Origin of the sequence: Glycocaulis sp., from assembly GCF_052168375.1 — a bacterium.
Taxonomy (GTDB): Bacteria; Pseudomonadota; Alphaproteobacteria; order Caulobacterales; family Maricaulaceae; genus Glycocaulis.
Genome location: NZ_JBQLZR010000309.1, coordinates 11,887 through 26,552 on the forward strand (window position 1 = coordinate 11,887; position 14,666 = coordinate 26,552).

Genomic DNA, 14,666 nt, shown 5'->3' on the forward strand with positions numbered 1-14,666 from the left:
AACAGGTTCAGCGTGTGCTGTCCAGCACGGCAGAAAGATCGGCGAGCGTGCCTTCGAGATGCTCGGCGACAAGCCGCCGGACCGTATACTCGTTTCGGGAAAGCCAGGCTGACAGAAGCGCATGATGTTCGCGCCGGGCCCGCTCATGACGCCCGTCAGGGGCCAGATGCACATGTACATAGCGGTCTGCCAGGACGTGCAGCCGCTCGACAATTCCGGTCGTGATCTGGCGTTCTCCCGGACTGACAAGAGCCAGATGAAACGCCCGGTTCAACCGGCCCACGCTTGCGTGCTGCGCGATGGCTGCTGCGTCGAGGCGCGAAAGCGCGTCACGCGCGGCCTCCTGCTGCGTCTTGGATGCCACGACGCACGCGCGCGCCGCCGCATCCGGTTCGATCTGCAAGCGCAGCTCGTAGACCTCGCGCGCTTCATTCCAGGAAAGCGCGCGTACGAAGTAGCCGCGATTGGGATGGGAGGTTACCAGCCCATCCTGTTCCAGCCGGGCCAGAGCCTCGCGCAAGGGTATTTTCGAGACCTGAAAGCGCGCAGCGAGCGCATCCTGACGTACCGGCTGATCAGGCTGAATCTCGCCTTGCACGATGCTTTCACGAAGCAATTCCACCAGGCGCTCTGCCAGCGTGCGCGTGTCGAGCAGAAGCGTGGAGGGCTCCATGTCAGGCTACCTCGAAACCGGCATGGAACACGTCGTCGGAGTCGATCCAGATCGTGTTGAAGCCGGTCGCAATGGCGCTCCCCTCAACTGACGGGATGATACCTGGCATCGCTCCCAGCGTGCATTCGGCCTCGACGCGGCCTGTAAACCGGCTGCCGATATAGCTTTCGTGGACGAAGCTCTGACCTGCTTTCAGCCGTCCGCGTGCATGAAGCTGGGCCATGCGCGCCGAGGTGCCTGTGCCGCACGGGCTGCGGTCGATTGCGCCATCGCCATAGAAGACGGCATTGCGGGCATCGGCGTTCGGTGAGCGTGCGGCGTCGGCCCACAGGACATGGCTGACACCGCGAATGGTGGGGTCTTCGGGATGCACCGGCGTCACCGTTTCGCGCAAGGCCTGACGGATTTGCCGACTGAGCGCGATGATGCGCGCCGAACCCAGATCATCCAGCCCGGTATAGGCACCTTGCGGTTCGATGATGGCGTAGAAGTTTCCGCCATAGGCGATATCCAGCCGGATCGTTCCGAGCTCCGGCACGTCAAGCGACATGTCACGTTCAGCCAGATAGCTCGCCACATTCGTCAGGCGGACAGAGCGCACGCGATTGCCTTCGGCCTGATAGCTGATGTCGATGATACCGGCAGGTGTTTCCACTTTCAGCACGCCGGGCATGCGCGGACGGATCAGCCCGTGCTCCAGCCCGAACGTGATCATGCCGATCGTGCCATGGCCGCACATGGGCAGGCAGCCGCTCGTCTCGATGAAGAGAATGCCAAGATCGGTATCGGGCCGCGAGGGCGGATAGAAGAACCCGCCGCTCATCATGGCGTGCCCGCGCGGTTCAAAACACAGTCCGGTCCGTATCCAGTCAAAGCGCTGGAGGAAGTCCTGCCTGCGTTCGCTCATGGTCTGACCGCGCAGGAGCGGCGCACCGCCCGCCACCAGACGCACCGGATTGCCGGCGGTATGCCCGACAATGCAGAAGAAGACCGAGCGCATGGCCCGCCCCTGTCCTAATGTGCCTTCGCGCCGACAGGGCGCGTGGCGGCGGCCTTCTCGACCATCTCGATGACGTGTTTGCGGCGCGCACCGGCCAGCGGCATGCGCGGCATGCGCACCCGCTCCGAGCCCCGGCCCATGATCTGTTCGGCGAGCTTGATGCACTGGACGAGATCAGGGTCGGCATCGAGGTGCAGGAGCGGCAGGAACCAGCGATAGATGGCCAGAGCGCGCTCCAAATCACCGCGATTGACCGCCGCCACCATCTCGACCGACTCTTCGGGGAAGGCGTTTGTCAGGCCTGAAATCCAGCCCGTCGCACCGAGCAACAAGCCCTCCAGCGCAACATCATCGAGACCGGCGAGGATCTTGTAGCGCTCACCCACCGCATTGAAGATATCCGTGAAGCGGCGCGAATCCGGCGCGCTCTCCTTGATGGCGACGATATTGGGAATGTCAGCCATCGCCTTGAGATCATCGAGGCTCAGCGAGACCCGGTAGGCCGGCGGATTATTGTAGAGCATGATTGGCAGGGACGTCGCCTCGGCCACCGCCCGGAAATGGGCGACCAACTCCTGCGGCGTCGGCACATAGACCATGGCCGGCAGCACCATCAGCCCGTCCGCGCCGAGCGCTTCCGCATCTCGCGCATACTGGACCGCACGCGCGGTCGTCAGCTCGCTGACCCCGCTGATGATGGGACCGCGCCCGCCAGCCATTTCCGCGGCGGCTTTCAGGATTGTGCGCTTTTCCTCCGGCTCCAGCGAATTGTTCTCGCCCACCGTTCCCATCACGACCAGCCCGTCCACCCCATCGCGGAACAGGGCATCCTGCACGCGCTGGGTGGCATCAAGGTCCACCGAGAAGTCTTCGTGAAACTGCGTGGTCGCGGCGGGAATAACGCCGGTCCAGGACGGGATAATGCTGGCCATGCCTGTCTCCTCAAAATCGTATACGATATAATAAGCGGACCTTGGTGGAACACAAGCGCCAGTCTCCGCACCGCCATGCGGATTAAAATTTATCCATTCAGGACGCAATTCTCTGATTGGGATTGCCAAGAGAAAGAATGAGTGCTTCGCTCTGCGGCACCATTTCTGTCCGGAGGCCGCCATGACCCGCCTTTTCCAGATTGCCCTTGCCTGCCTCCCCCTGCTTCTCTCGGCAGCCTCTACAGCAATTGCTGCAGAGGATGCTGCAAGCCGTGCGGCCGAGGCAGCCGGCACATTTGCCAGCACAGTGCTTGAAGCGGGCGAGGCGCCGGGACTGTCGATCGGGATCGCACATCGCGGCGAGATACTCGTGGTGAACGGCTATGGCTTCGCCAATCTGGAGCATGAGGTGCCGGTTACGGAAGACACGGTTTTCCGCATCGGCTCGGTCACCAAGCAGTTTACCGCAGCGGCCATTCTCCTGCTGGCTGAAGAGCGCCGGCTATCGCTCGATGACACGATTGACGCCTATTTCCCCGATTTTCCACGCGGCGGAGAGGTAACGATCCGCCATTTGCTGCAGCACACCTCCGGCCTGCACAACTACACCTCTCTTGAGGGCTTCATGGCGATTGCTGCGCCGCTCGAGCACGACGAGGCGCGCATGCTGGCCTATATCCGCAGCGCGGACCCGCTCTACGATTTCGACCCGGGTACCGGCTGGAGCTACAGCAATACCGGCTACATGCTGCTGGACTATATTGCGGCGCGCGCTGCAGGCATGCCGCTCGCGGACTTTCTGGAGCAGCGCGTTTTCGAGCCTCTGGGCATGACGCGGACCCGCATCGACACCGCAGCCGAGATCGTACCTGGACGGGCACAAGGTTATGACGTCGTTGAAGATGCTCCGGGCGACTTTACGAACACCACCCATCTTTCCCTGAGCGTTGCTGCGGGCGCGGGAGCCATGCGCTCCACACCGCGCGATCTCCTTGTGTGGACACACGCCCTTCTCGGCGGTGAGGTTGTATCGCAGGACGGCCTTTCGCTCATGCTGGCACCGGCGCGGCTGATCGACGGCTCTCTCGCTAGTGCGGCGCGCGCCACCCAAGGCGGCTCCACGAACATTTCAGACTACGGCTTCGGCATCATGACCGGAGAAAGGGGCGGTCACCGCTTTATCGGCCATGGCGGTTCGATCAACGGCTTCAATGCCTCTCTCATGCACTACCCTGACCAGGACGTGACCATCGTGCTTCTTGTCAACACGATCGGCCCGGCGGCACGCGGCACCCCTGTGCTGGCGGAGGCCGTGTTCGAGGCCCTGGCCCCCGCTGACGCCGACTAGCCGCCGTGTCCGCCAAAAAAGGAAATTGCCATGCGCCCTGCCCGCCGACTACTTCTAGCCACCGTCCTTGCCCTCATGCCGCTTCACGCCATGCCTGCGCTGGCGCAGCCGAGCGGCAGTGTGACGGCAACCCTTGATCCGGCACGCATCGAAACCCTGCCGGCCTTCATTGACGGCGTGATGGCCCAGCAGATCGCCTCGCGCGAAGTGTCCGGCGCGCTCGTGACGGTCGTCCATCAGGGCGAAGTGGTGATGAGCCGGGGTTACGGCTTTGCCGATGTCGAGAACCGCGTACCCGTCGACGGGCAAAGCACGCTCTTCCGGCCCGGCTCCATCTCGAAAATGTTTACCTGGGTCGCGCTCATGCAGCTCGTCGAACAGGGACGGGTCTCGCTTGATGATGACGTCAACGCGCACATCGATTTCGAGATCGAACCCTTTAACGGGGAACCGATCACCGTGCGGGACCTGTTACAGCACACGCCGGGCATGAGCGATGTCGGCGGGTTTACGACCACCGACCCGCAAGCCCTGATCGATCATGCCGAATGGACGCGCACCCATGTTCCAGCGCGGGTGCGGGCACCGGGCGAGGAAGTAGCCTACTCCAACTGGGGCACCTCGCTGGCGGGCTATATCGTCGAGCAGGTCTCGGGCGAGCACTTTGCCGACTATGTCGAGGCACACATTTTCCAGCCGCTCGGCATGACATCCTCGACATTCCGCGAACCCCTGCCCCAAGCGCTGGCAGATCGCATTGCCCTCGGTCACGACCTCGAGAACGGGCGCTTCACCGCGCGGACGTTCGACTATTATTCGATGGTGATGCCGGCAGGCTCGGCCACGGTCAGCGGCCCGGACATGGCCCGCTTCATGATGGCGATGCTCAATGACGGCGCACTCGGAGAGGCCCGCATCCTCAGCGCAGAATCGGTAGCTCTGCTGGAAAGCAACTCCATTACCAATGCGCCGCGCCTGCCGGGCATGGCACATGGCTATCTGGTCTATCGCGAGGAAGGACCGCGCCTGATCGGCCATGCCGGCGCGATGCGCGATTTCCGCTCCAACATGATCCTGTCTCCGGAAACACAGACCGGCGTTTTCCTCTCCATCGTGGCAGCCCCTGCAGGCCGCCCAGCGCAAGGTGAGCTGTCCGCAGCCATCACCGGACGCCTCTTTCCCCAAGAGCCGTCCCCGCGATGGACCGAACAGGCAGAAGCGGGCAATTTCGAGGGCCGCTATCTCGTCAATCGCCGCGACTATTCAACCGAGCCGCACCCGCTCATGCATGCAGTTGTGCGCGCGGTGGGCGATAATGCGCTGACCATCGAGGCGATCGGCCAGACCCTCTATTTCGAGCAGATCGGACCGGGCCTGTTTGAACAGGCGACGGGTCTGCGCGAGGGTGGCCCGTTCGATCAGGTGGAGTTCTATGGCAGTGGAGAGGATCTGCGGCTCTCCTTTGCCAGCCAGCCCTTCATGAACTGGCACTATGCCGGTCCGCTGGAAGGCGGCGAAGACGACAGCGAAGCTGACGAATAGCGACTGTCCGCGTGCAGGATGCGCGCTTCAGGCCGCATCCTGCGCGGCGTGGCCCTTCTCGATCCGGCCAGCCTCGAAATCGTCCGTCAGCAGCACCTCGCGTGCGAGCGCATCCGCTGCCCGGATTTCGTCAAGCTCGGCCTGTGACAGCACGCCGTTGGCAAGAGCTTCATCGGGTTTGACGCCCGCATCCTTTGCCTTCTTCAGAAGGGCATCGCGCCGGACCACGGCCCGGAACGCACGTTCCAGTACCGCCAGTGGATCATCGCCGGAGCCGGTGTAGACGTTGCGGCCGAGGCGTTCACGCGTACCGGTCTCACTCAGGAGGCATTCTGCCGCCGCATGCATCAGCGTGTCGGACGGGGGCTGGCGATGCTGGCCCAGAGGGCAGATCACCAGACGCAGCAGCACCCGCCAATGGAAGCCCGGGAAATGGCGAATGACGGCACGCAGCCGCTGCTGGATCCGGTAGAGGCCATCCTCGAAACACCAGTCCAGCAAGGGCTTGTCCTCAGCCTGCCGGCCTTCCGCGTCATAGCGTTTCAGCACGGCTGAGAGCAGGTAGATTTCTGCCAGAATGTCACCCAGCCGCGCGGACAGGGATTCCTTGCGCTTCAACGCGCCGCCGAGCACACCCAGCGCCACTTCGGAAATAACCGCGAGACGTACCGAAGCATGGGTCAGTTGCCGGTAATAGGGTGCAAGCTCCCCCGCCTTGTCCGGCGCGTGGGCGAACCGGCCAAAGGTCAGACCGTGGACGAAGGCCCGCGAAAAATTCGCGATATCGTGCCCGATATGCGCAAACAGGGCCTTGTCGAAGGCTTTGAGGCCTTCTTCCTTGTCCGGGTTTCTGACCGCCTCCATCTCTTTGAGCAGATAGGGATGGCAGCGTATTGCGCCTTGTCCGAAAATGATCAGGCTGCGGGTCAGAATGTTCGCGCCTTCCACGGTGATCGCGACCGGAATGGCCTTGTAGGCTGTTGCCAGATGATTGCGCGGCCCCTCCATGATGGCCTTGCCGCCATGCACGTCCATCGCATCGTTGATCGACTGACGCAGGCGCTCGGTGGCGTGATATTTCATGATTGCGGAAACGACGGCAGGCTTCTCGCCTGCATCAATCCCGGCACTGGTCAGATAGCGCCCGGCATCGAGCAAATAGGCATTGGCCGCAATCCGGGCGAGCGGTTCACGCACGCCTTCAAAATTGCCGATTGCCATGCCGAACTGCTCACGCACGCGGGCATAGGCCCCGGTCGAGACGGCCGCCACGGCGCCGCCTGCACAGCTCAAGGAGGGTAGCGAAATGCCGCGGCCCGCCGCCAGCGCGCCCATCAGCATCTTCCAGCCCTTTCCGATCTGCTCGCGCCCGCCGAGCACCTGGTCCATCGGCACAAAAACCTTCTCGCCGCTTACAGGACCGTTCTGGAAAGCGAGCCCCGAAGGCTGGTGGCGCCGCCCGGTCTCGAGACCTGGCGTATCGGTCGGGACGAGGGCGACAGTAATCCCGCGCTCCTCCTCACCGCCCAGAAGCCCGTCCGGGTCCCGCAGCTTGAAGGCAAGCCCGGCCAGCGTCCCAACCGGCGCGAGCGTGATGTAGCGTTTGTTGCAGGTGATCTCGATGCCGAGCACGCGCTCGCCCTTGATCTCACGCTCAACGACGACGCCCTCATCGCTCATGGCAGAAGCGTCAGAACCAGCCTCAATGCCGGTCAGCGCAAAGCAGGGAATGTCCTTTCCGCTGGCCAGACGCGGCAGATAAGTCTGCTTCTGCTCGTCTGTCCCGTAGAGCATCAGCAACTCGCCAGGGCCGAGCGAGTTGGGCACCATCACGGTGACGGCAGCCGTGATGGAACGCGTGGCGATCATCCGCACGATTTCCGAATGGGCAAAGGCGGAAAAGCCCTTCCCGCCATGGTCGGCCGGAATGATCATCGCGAAGAAGCCCTCGCGGACCAGCAAATCCCAGACAGGCTCGGGCAGGTCACGCAATTCATGCTCGATCTGCCAGTCGTCCAGCATTGCGCACAGGGTCTGGACCGGGCCGTCGATGAAGGCCTGCTCGTCCGCCGTCAGCACGCCGGTCTTCAGCCCGGCAAGGTAGTCCCAATCCGGACGGCCCGACATGATCTCGCGGTCCCACCACACTGTACCGGCTTCGATGGCTTCAGCCTCGGTCTCGGACATGGCGGGTACGACGCCTGCATACAAGCGCATCAGGGGTTTGCTGATCAGGTTCTGCCGCCACTTCATCGCGCGTCTCCTTGATGTCCGCATGCCGCAACAACCGGCATTGCCTCTGGAGCATGCAACGCGTGCCGGATTGGTGCGTTCCCGTTTGATGAGCTTGCGCCTCGACCGTCTCCCGATCAAGGCGGCCCTCTGGGTCGCCCTTGCCGCCTTTGCCCTCGCCTTGCCCTTCATCGTCCTTCTGGCCGGTGAACGCGCCAGCGGGAGAAGCGTACTCTGGGACTTTTCGATGGGGCTGGGCTTTGGCGCTCTGGCCGCCGCCGGTCTTCAATTCGTCCTGACCGCCCGGTTCCAGCCCATCACGCGGCCCTATGGCATCGACATAGTCTACCTGTTCCACCGCTATTTCGCGATTGGCGCGGTGGCGCTGATGCTCGGCCATTTCGGCATTCTCTACATCTGGTTCCAGCCCGAACTGGGGGACCTCAATCCCCTGACCGCGCGCTGGGAACTGACAATGGGGCGCGTGGCGCTGGCCAGCTTTGTCCTCCTCGTCATCACGTCCGAACTTCGCAAGACATTGCACCTGCCCTACGGCCTCTGGCGCTACGGGCATGTGATCCTGGCCGTCATCGCCTTCGGGTCGGCAGTCACGCATATTCTGGGCGTAGGTCATTTCACCGGCGAGGCCGACAAGCGGATCTTGTGGCTGGGCGTGGCCGTGAGCTGGGCCGGGCTTCTGGTCTGGACGCGCCTCGTCCGGCCCTTCCGCCTGTGGCGCAACCCATGGCGCATCGTTGAGAACATTCCGCGCGAAGGCGGTGTCCATTCTCTCGTACTGGAACCCAAAGGCGAGGGTCTGAAGAACTGGAAGCCCGGCCAGTTTGTCTGGCTCACGCTCGGCGCTTCACCTTTCGCGCTGAAGGAGCATCCCTTCACCATCTCCACCCCGCCCGAACACGGGCCGCAGGTTACGCTCTCGATCAAGCCGCTGGGCGATTTCAGCGCCTGGGCGGCACGCACCCGGCCCGGCGCGAAGGCCTATCTGGACGGCCCCTTCGGGGCTTTTTCGGTCGATAACGACCCGGACGCAGAAGGCTTTGTCATGATTGCCGGCGGGGTCGGCATCACGCCCATGATCAGCAACATCCACGCCCTTGATGCGCGCGGCGACCAGCGGCGGGTCATCCTGATCTATGCCACCAAGGACATGGACACCGCGCATTTCCGCGATGAACTCGAAGAGCTCGAAAAGCGGCTGAACCTGCATCTGGTACACGTGCCCGAAAACCCGCCAGCAGGATGGGAAGGCGAATCCGGCTTTATCGACCGCGAACTGCTGGAGCGCCATTTGCCAGAGGAGACACACCAATGGCCACACTTCCTGTGCGGCCCTGGCCCGCTCACCGACGCAGCAAAGTCGCATTTGCGCGCCATGGGCGTACCGCTTGCCGCAATCGACGCTGAAATCTTCGATCTGGTCTAGGAGGCAGAGACGATGAGACCTGTTCTGGCCCTTGTCACCGCCGTCGCCCTTGTAGGATTCGCCGTCTTGCTGGCGGCAGGTTTTGCGCTCGTCGTGAACCTCTAGCGGCAGGCATCGAGAAACAGGACCGGCGCGCCGATCCAGAGTGTCGACAGCGTGGCCGCGACCGTGACAATCACACAGATGCGCGCCAGCGTTTCAGCCGATGCGCCTTGCCAGCGCGCGGCGACGCGCCGCAAGGGCCAGTAAAGCGCTGCGCCCAGAGCGATGTGGGTGATATAGACCGCGATCAGTACAGTCCGGTTCAGGCTGATGCCTGCAAATGCCGCCTCTTCCCATCCGGCCCGGCACCCGATGGCATGCACGCCGTAAAGCGCACAAAACCCGATCGCCCAGAGCGTGAAGCCTGCGATAAGCCAGTAGAGATCGGGGCCGCGGACGCGGCGCAAGGCCTTGTTCATCCCATCCCCCAGGGCGCCAGAACGAGCAGGGCCAGACCCCCAAGCCCGGTGACTGCGGTGTAGGTCTGCCAGATGGCCGTCCCTCGCATGTCGGCAGAGCGTAGCGCCGAGACATAGCCGGCCCCGATGCGCGCGAGCGCATAGGCGCAGAACAGTAAGCCCAGGATCAGGTGCAACAGGACATAGCCCAGGATCGCCATTGTGACTGCCGCATAGGCATGGGTTTGCGGCGCGGGCGCATCGAGGACGGCGATGGCGGCCAGACCCGCACCGGCAATCAGAGTTGAAACGAGAGACCCGGCAAGGTGAAGCACACGGGCACGTTTAAGGCGCCTTGCATTGGCCCGCCGTGCCGCCCACGCAAAACCTGCCAGGCCGGCAAGACCGATAACGGCCCCCGTCAGCGAGACCGGGTTGGCGGCGAGAAAGTCCGGCGGCGGCCAGTCCGGAGCCGTTGTCCACAGGAACAGAAAGCCGAACGCGAGAGAGCCGAAGAAGGCGGCATTGGCGGCGAGAAAGTATTTCAGTCCGAGCAGGGTTGGTACGCTGGAGGCGGCATAATGCACCGGCAGCCACTCTCCCTTCGCCGCCTCTATCGGCTCCGGATCGGCTTTTGCGCCGAGGGACCAGAGCCAGCGCCAGCCAAACACGGTTGCCAGCACGAGGCCGAGGGGCGCAATCCAGTAGACGCTCAGCAGGAAGGCGACAAAAAAGATGGCGAGCGACAGCGCCATCCAGAACGGCGTGTAGTCATTTTGCGGCAGGACCAGCACATGGTCAGGTTCGCCCGTCACCATGTCGACGCACAGTGTCTCCATCTGTCCGCGCGGCGCCCCGGCAAGATATCCCTTGCCTGATGCTATCTCGGCGCCGAGGCGCGCATTGACGGTCAACGGATCACGGTCGTCCACACGTGGCAGCGCGGCAAAGTTATAGCTGGGCGCAGGCGTCGGCATCGCCCAGTCCAGCCCTGTTCCGCCCCACGGATTGCGCCGGAAACGCCGACCGAACCGGGTTTGCAGGACCAGGTCGATGACGAACAGGGCAAAGCCCGCCGTCATCACGAAACCGCCCACCGATGAGATGAGGTTCATCGTGTCCCAGCCGTCAGACGCCCCATAGGTGAAGACACGGCGCGGCATGCCCATCAACCCGGTGAAATGCATGATCAGGAAGGTGCCGTGGAAGCCGAGGAAGATGAGCCAGAAAGCCGTTCTCGACACTGCAAACACAGGCAATCGCCCCGTCATCAGCGGAAGCCAGTAATAGGCGGCTGCCAGCATCGGGAACACGAACCCACCGATCAGCACATAGTGCAGATGGGCAACGACGAAATGCGTATCGTGCGCCTGCCAGTTGAAGGGTACGAGCGCGAGCATCACGCCTGTCAGCCCGCCAAGGATGAAGACCGAAAAGAACCCCATCAGGTAGAGCATGGGCAGGCTCATCTGCGGCCGCCCGCGCATCAGCGTCGCGATCCACGCAAAGATCTGGACCGCGGTCGGCACCGCCACCAGCATGGAGGCTGCCGAGAAGAAGGCGAGCGCCAGATGCGGGATGCCGGTGGTGAACATGTGGTGCACCCACAGCCCGAAGCTGAGGAAAGCCAGCGCGATGATGGCGGCGACGATCCACGCATAGCCGACGATTTTCGTACGCGCGAAGACCGGAATCAGGGTGGAGACCGCCCCGGCGGCGGGCAGGAAGATGATGTAGACCTCCGGATGACCGAACAGCCAGAACAGGTGCTGCCAGAGCAAAGGCGCGCCGCCGCGCTCCGGGTCAAAGAACGGCCAGTTGAAGGCCCGCTCGATCTCCAGAAGGACGCTGCCAAGGATCAGGGGCGGAAAGGCGATCAGCATCATCGCCGCCGTGACCAGCAGGTACCAGGCCATCAGGGGCAGGCGTGTGAGCGCCATGCCCGCAGTGCGCACCTTGAGCACCGTCACGACGATCTCCACCGCCGCACAGACGGCGGAAATCTCCACGAAGGTGACGCCCAGCAGCCAGACATCGGCATTGATGCCGGGCGTGTAGGTGGCAGACGCCAGCGGCGTATACATGAACCAGCCGCCATCGGGCGCTACCCCGGCCAGCATGGCCACCAGGATGATCGTGCCGCCAAAGAGGTAGCACCAGTACCCGAACGCGGAGAGGCGCGGATAGGCGAGGTCGCGCGCGCCCATGATCTTGGGCAGGAGGTAGAGTGCGACCCCTTCGATCAGGGGGATGGCGAAGAGGAACATCATCACCGTGCCATGCATGGTGAAGATCTGGTTGTAGGCCTCCGCCCCGAGGAAGGGATTATCGGGGCGGGCGAGCTGGGCGCGGATCAGCATGGCCAGAAGCCCGCCAATCGCGAAATAGATAAAGGCGGTCAGGATGAAGCGCCGTCCAACGACGGAGTGATTGACCGCCGAGAGCGCTGCAAGCCCCTTTGGCGCGCGCCAGAGGGCATCGAGCGCGCGGTGCAGGCCGACAGGTGTCTGCCCGCTCATGGTGTCGCCTCGCCGTCTAAGCCTGCGGCGCGGCGCGCCTCGTATTCCGCTGGTGCATGGGCGATCACCTGAAAGCGCATCGTGGTGTGATCAAGCCCGCAGAACTCCGCACACATGCCTTCATAAATGCCCGGCTCCGGCGCGATGATGCGCAACGTGTTGACCGTGCCGGGAATGGCGTCGGTCTTGCCTGCAAGGCGCGGCACCCAGAACGCATGGATCACATCGGCAGAGCGAATTTCCACATCGACCGGCTCGCCTGCCGGGATGTACAGCACGTTGCGCGTGACAGCCGGGCTGTCAGGGTAGGCAAAGTCCCAGCCCCACTGGAATGCATCGGCCCGCACGGTGTGAACCCCGTCCTCGCCACCGGCCAGCATGGACTGCCCCGATGGCAGTCCCCACGCCAGAAGTGCCGTGAGTACCACCATCGGAAAGGCCAGCCCTCCGGCCCAAAGCCAGACGTGTTCGGGAACCTCGCGGGCCTGATGCCGTTTCAGGAAGGGTAACAGGACCAGGCCCATCATGAAGATGAGGATGAGGAGCGATCCGCTCATCATCACCCACCACACGGTCGCGATCGACTGCGCGGCGGGGCCAGCAGGGTCCAGCGCGGAAAGCGCACCCTCGCACCCGGACAGCCCGGTTGCGGCAAGGCCAAGGAGCAAGGGGAGACGCAGATGGCGGACACTCGCAGCGAGGAAAACTCGCAGACCTTCCACAACCCCTCTGCCGCCGACCCGGCCTATCACGACCTCGACAGCCGCATCGCCGTTGCCGGGCACCCGGTTCACGCCATGCTGGTTGCCTTTCCCATTGCCGGTGCCTTCGCACTGGCGTTCTGCGATGTCGCCTACTGGTGGACCAGCGACCCGTTCTGGGCGCGCGCTGCCATCTGGGCGAGCGGGGGCGGCTTCCTCATGGGCTGCCTTGCCGCGCTCGCGGGCGCTGCCGAATTGCTGCTCGTGCCCGGCGTGCGCCGCCGCGCCGCCGCATGGAGCCATGGCGTCGCGGCAATGGTGTTGCTCGGTGTGATGGGCGCTAGCTGGTCCTTGCGCCTGCAACAGGGCGCCGAGGCCATCCTGCCCTGGGGCCTGATCCTGAGCTGGCTGGCGCTTGGCCTTGTCGGCATTGCCGGCTGGCATGGCGGAAAGCTGGTGTTTGAACATCAGGTCGGCATCTCCCTGCCGGTAGAGGAAGACGAGGAACCCCCGCTTCCGTCTTCGGAGATAAAGGGCAATTCCCCCTCCTGACCCTGCAGGAGCCAGCCCGGCATCCAGCCATCGGGCAGATCCGGGCGTCCAAGCACCAGGAGCAGAACCGCGCCCGACGTGACGCACGCGCCTGTCAGCAGGCCTGCCCGCACCAGTGGTGTCGGGCGCGCGCCCGGCGCTTCGAGCTGGTCCAGCACGCGGGCAACCAGCATGTGAATGCCAGCCATCGCGGATACGGCTGCGAGTTTCAGAAACAGCCAGTCCTGCGCGGGCACAAAGAAGATCAGCGAGATGCCGCTGGCAATGGCGATGACCGCCGCGGGCGAGACCAGCGCATCATGGGCAAAGCGCGAGAAATGATGGAGCCGCACCACGGCGGCGCGGCTGGGCATTTCATTGTCCCGCCGCAACAGGACCGGCAGCGCAATGAGCCCGCCCGCCCACAGCGTTATCGCCAGAATATGGATCGATTTCAGTGCGATCAGCATCACCGCCCGTCCGCGCTCCGCTTCAGGCCCAGAGCCGATGCCACGGCGAGGGCGAGGGCCGCGAGATAGGGCAGCACACCCGGAACCCACATGATGAGACCGGCGAGCTGTTGATCCTCCAGGGCGGAAAGACCCCAGACAGTCGTGGTCGCCAGATGCGGCTCGTAAAGCGCTTGCGGCGCCAGCGCGATGAGCGCGCCGAGCAGGCCCATCTGCGCAGCAAAACCGGCCAGTGTCCCAGCCGTTGCAGTGATATCGCTCCAGCGCGCCATCAAGGCCCGCCAGAACCAGACGCCGCTGCAGAGGAGGCTCGCCTGCATCAGCCAGTAAATGGCGTCATGGCTCAAGGCTTCGCCATAAGGCGCAGGCGCATGCCAGAACCAGAAAATGACGGTGTGCAGCACACCGGCAATCGCCAGCCCGCCGGTCAGACGCCGCCCGCCAAGCCCGTAGGCCAGCAATGGCGCCAGCACGGCCACCAGCACAAGGTGATTGACCGCGCGCATCGAGAAGAGAGCCACGCTCATCGCGCAAAATGGGGAAACATAGAGCGTGAAGGCTATCAGCCAGGCTGCCAGCAGGGCCGGATTGCGCCGGCGCTCATCACCGCTGCGGCGCGAGGCAAGGATCGTCCCGCCGAGCAGCGCTACAAGCAGACCTGCAATCAATAGCGGGTCAGCATTCCAGCTGGTCCAGAGACTGTCCGGCAGCGCTGGCGGACCGCAATAGGCATCGGACGCCCAGGCTACGCCCGGCGTCATGCCTGCACCGTGTTGTCCTGTAGGGGTCGGACCATCGCGCCCTCCTGCCCGGCTATCGGCCTGGCAGGGTAAC

The 14,666-nt window shown here is 63.9% G+C and carries 13 protein-coding genes; 4 read left to right on the top strand and 9 right to left on the bottom strand.

Annotation, left to right across the window (positions count from 1 at the left end):
- Positions 1–7 precede the first annotated feature (7 nt).
- From ACTS2Z_RS12715 to ACTS2Z_RS12725, 3 genes are read right to left on the bottom strand one after another with little or no spacing between them, the layout of a single operon-like run.
- Positions 8–673, bottom strand: coding sequence for a GntR family transcriptional regulator (locus ACTS2Z_RS12715; protein WP_442573581.1), 666 nt, complete (start codon positions 671–673; stop codon positions 8–10).
- Position 674: 1 nt separating this feature from the next.
- Positions 675–1,673, bottom strand: coding sequence for a 4-hydroxyproline epimerase (locus tag ACTS2Z_RS12720; RefSeq protein WP_442573582.1), 999 nt, complete (start codon positions 1,671–1,673; stop codon positions 675–677).
- Positions 1,674–1,687: 14 nt separating this feature from the next.
- Positions 1,688–2,605 carry a dihydrodipicolinate synthase family protein gene (locus tag ACTS2Z_RS12725; protein ID WP_442573583.1) on the bottom strand — a complete coding sequence of 306 codons (918 nt, stop codon included), beginning with the start codon at positions 2,603–2,605 and terminating at the stop codon, positions 1,688–1,690.
- 181 nt (positions 2,606–2,786) lie between these two features.
- Here ACTS2Z_RS12725 and ACTS2Z_RS12730 point away from each other — a divergent pair, with 181 nt between their 5' ends.
- A complete protein-coding gene (locus ACTS2Z_RS12730; protein ID WP_442573584.1) occupies positions 2,787–3,953 on the top strand; it encodes a serine hydrolase domain-containing protein in 1,167 nt (388 codons plus the stop codon).
- Between the two features lie 30 nt (positions 3,954–3,983).
- A complete protein-coding gene (locus tag ACTS2Z_RS12735) occupies positions 3,984–5,495 on the top strand; it encodes a serine hydrolase domain-containing protein (RefSeq protein ID WP_442573585.1) in 1,512 nt (503 codons plus the stop codon).
- Between the two features lie 27 nt (positions 5,496–5,522).
- On the opposite strand, the gene ACTS2Z_RS12740 is transcribed toward ACTS2Z_RS12735, so the two are convergent.
- Entirely contained in the window at positions 5,523–7,772 is a 2,250-nt protein-coding gene (locus ACTS2Z_RS12740; RefSeq protein WP_442573586.1) for an acyl-CoA dehydrogenase, read from the bottom strand.
- Positions 7,773–7,836: 64 nt separating this feature from the next.
- Here ACTS2Z_RS12740 and ACTS2Z_RS12745 point away from each other — a divergent pair, with 64 nt between their 5' ends.
- The gene (locus tag ACTS2Z_RS12745) at positions 7,837–9,171 is read left to right on the top strand and encodes a ferredoxin reductase family protein (RefSeq protein ID WP_442573587.1); all 1,335 of its coding nucleotides are present in this window, start codon (positions 7,837–7,839) and stop codon (positions 9,169–9,171) included.
- Between the two features lie 101 nt (positions 9,172–9,272).
- Here the strand turns inward: ACTS2Z_RS12745 and ACTS2Z_RS12750 are convergent, their stop codons facing one another.
- The 3 genes from ACTS2Z_RS12750 to coxB are packed head-to-tail and all read right to left on the bottom strand — an operon-like array spanning position 9,273 to position 12,798.
- A complete protein-coding gene (locus ACTS2Z_RS12750) occupies positions 9,273–9,632 on the bottom strand; it encodes a hypothetical protein (protein ID WP_442573588.1) in 360 nt (119 codons plus the stop codon).
- Positions 9,629–12,130 (bottom strand): cytochrome c oxidase subunit I, encoded by a 2,502-nt coding sequence (gene ctaD, locus ACTS2Z_RS12755; protein ID WP_442573589.1) that lies wholly within the window; start codon positions 12,128–12,130, stop codon positions 9,629–9,631. Before ctaD ends, ACTS2Z_RS12750 begins: the two co-directional genes overlap by 4 nt.
- Entirely contained in the window at positions 12,127–12,798 is a 672-nt protein-coding gene (coxB, locus tag ACTS2Z_RS12760) for a cytochrome c oxidase subunit II (RefSeq protein ID WP_442573590.1), read from the bottom strand. The genes ctaD and coxB overlap by 4 nt, the downstream gene beginning before the upstream one ends.
- Before the next feature lie 12 nt (positions 12,799–12,810).
- Between coxB and ACTS2Z_RS12765 the strand changes: the two genes are divergently transcribed.
- Positions 12,811–13,383 carry a DUF2231 domain-containing protein gene (locus ACTS2Z_RS12765; RefSeq protein WP_442573591.1) on the top strand — a complete coding sequence of 191 codons (573 nt, stop codon included), beginning with the start codon at positions 12,811–12,813 and terminating at the stop codon, positions 13,381–13,383.
- Here the strand turns inward: ACTS2Z_RS12765 and ACTS2Z_RS12770 are convergent.
- Together ACTS2Z_RS12770 and ACTS2Z_RS12775 are read right to left on the bottom strand one after the other, a co-directional pair.
- Complete coding sequence (locus ACTS2Z_RS12770; protein WP_442573592.1) at positions 13,299–13,832, bottom strand: CopD family protein; 534 nt, start codon at positions 13,830–13,832, stop codon at positions 13,299–13,301. The genes ACTS2Z_RS12765 and ACTS2Z_RS12770 overlap by 85 nt on opposite strands.
- Positions 13,832–14,593: a cytochrome c oxidase assembly protein gene (locus tag ACTS2Z_RS12775; protein WP_442573593.1), complete on the bottom strand. Its 762-nt coding sequence runs from the start codon at positions 14,591–14,593 to the stop codon at positions 13,832–13,834. The genes ACTS2Z_RS12770 and ACTS2Z_RS12775 overlap by 1 nt, the downstream gene beginning before the upstream one ends.
- Between the last annotated feature and the right edge of the window lie 73 nt (positions 14,594–14,666).

Bases quoted from the DNA above. Each gene is read 5' to 3' on its own strand.
- ACTS2Z_RS12775 (WP_442573593.1), bottom strand. From the start codon at position 14,593: ATGACGCCGGGCGTAGCCTGGGCGTCCGATGCCTATTGCGGTCCGCCA.
- ACTS2Z_RS12720 (WP_442573582.1), bottom strand. From the start codon at position 1,673: ATGCGCTCGGTCTTCTTCTGCATTGTCGGGCATACCGCCGGCAATCCG.
- ACTS2Z_RS12740 (WP_442573586.1), bottom strand. From the start codon at position 7,772: ATGCGGACATCAAGGAGACGCGCGATGAAGTGGCGGCAGAACCTGATC.
- ACTS2Z_RS12725 (WP_442573583.1), bottom strand. From the start codon at position 2,605: ATGGCCAGCATTATCCCGTCCTGGACCGGCGTTATTCCCGCCGCGACC.
- ACTS2Z_RS12730 (WP_442573584.1), top strand. From the start codon at position 2,787: ATGACCCGCCTTTTCCAGATTGCCCTTGCCTGCCTCCCCCTGCTTCTC.
- ACTS2Z_RS12750 (WP_442573588.1), bottom strand. From the start codon at position 9,632: ATGAACAAGGCCTTGCGCCGCGTCCGCGGCCCCGATCTCTACTGGCTT.
- ctaD (WP_442573589.1), bottom strand. From the start codon at position 12,130: ATGAGCGGGCAGACACCTGTCGGCCTGCACCGCGCGCTCGATGCCCTC.
- ACTS2Z_RS12765 (WP_442573591.1), top strand. From the start codon at position 12,811: ATGGCGGACACTCGCAGCGAGGAAAACTCGCAGACCTTCCACAACCCC.
- ACTS2Z_RS12770 (WP_442573592.1), bottom strand. From the start codon at position 13,832: ATGCTGATCGCACTGAAATCGATCCATATTCTGGCGATAACGCTGTGG.
- ACTS2Z_RS12745 (WP_442573587.1), top strand. From the start codon at position 7,837: ATGAGCTTGCGCCTCGACCGTCTCCCGATCAAGGCGGCCCTCTGGGTC.
- ACTS2Z_RS12715 (WP_442573581.1), bottom strand. From the start codon at position 673: ATGGAGCCCTCCACGCTTCTGCTCGACACGCGCACGCTGGCAGAGCGC.
- ACTS2Z_RS12735 (WP_442573585.1), top strand. From the start codon at position 3,984: ATGCGCCCTGCCCGCCGACTACTTCTAGCCACCGTCCTTGCCCTCATG.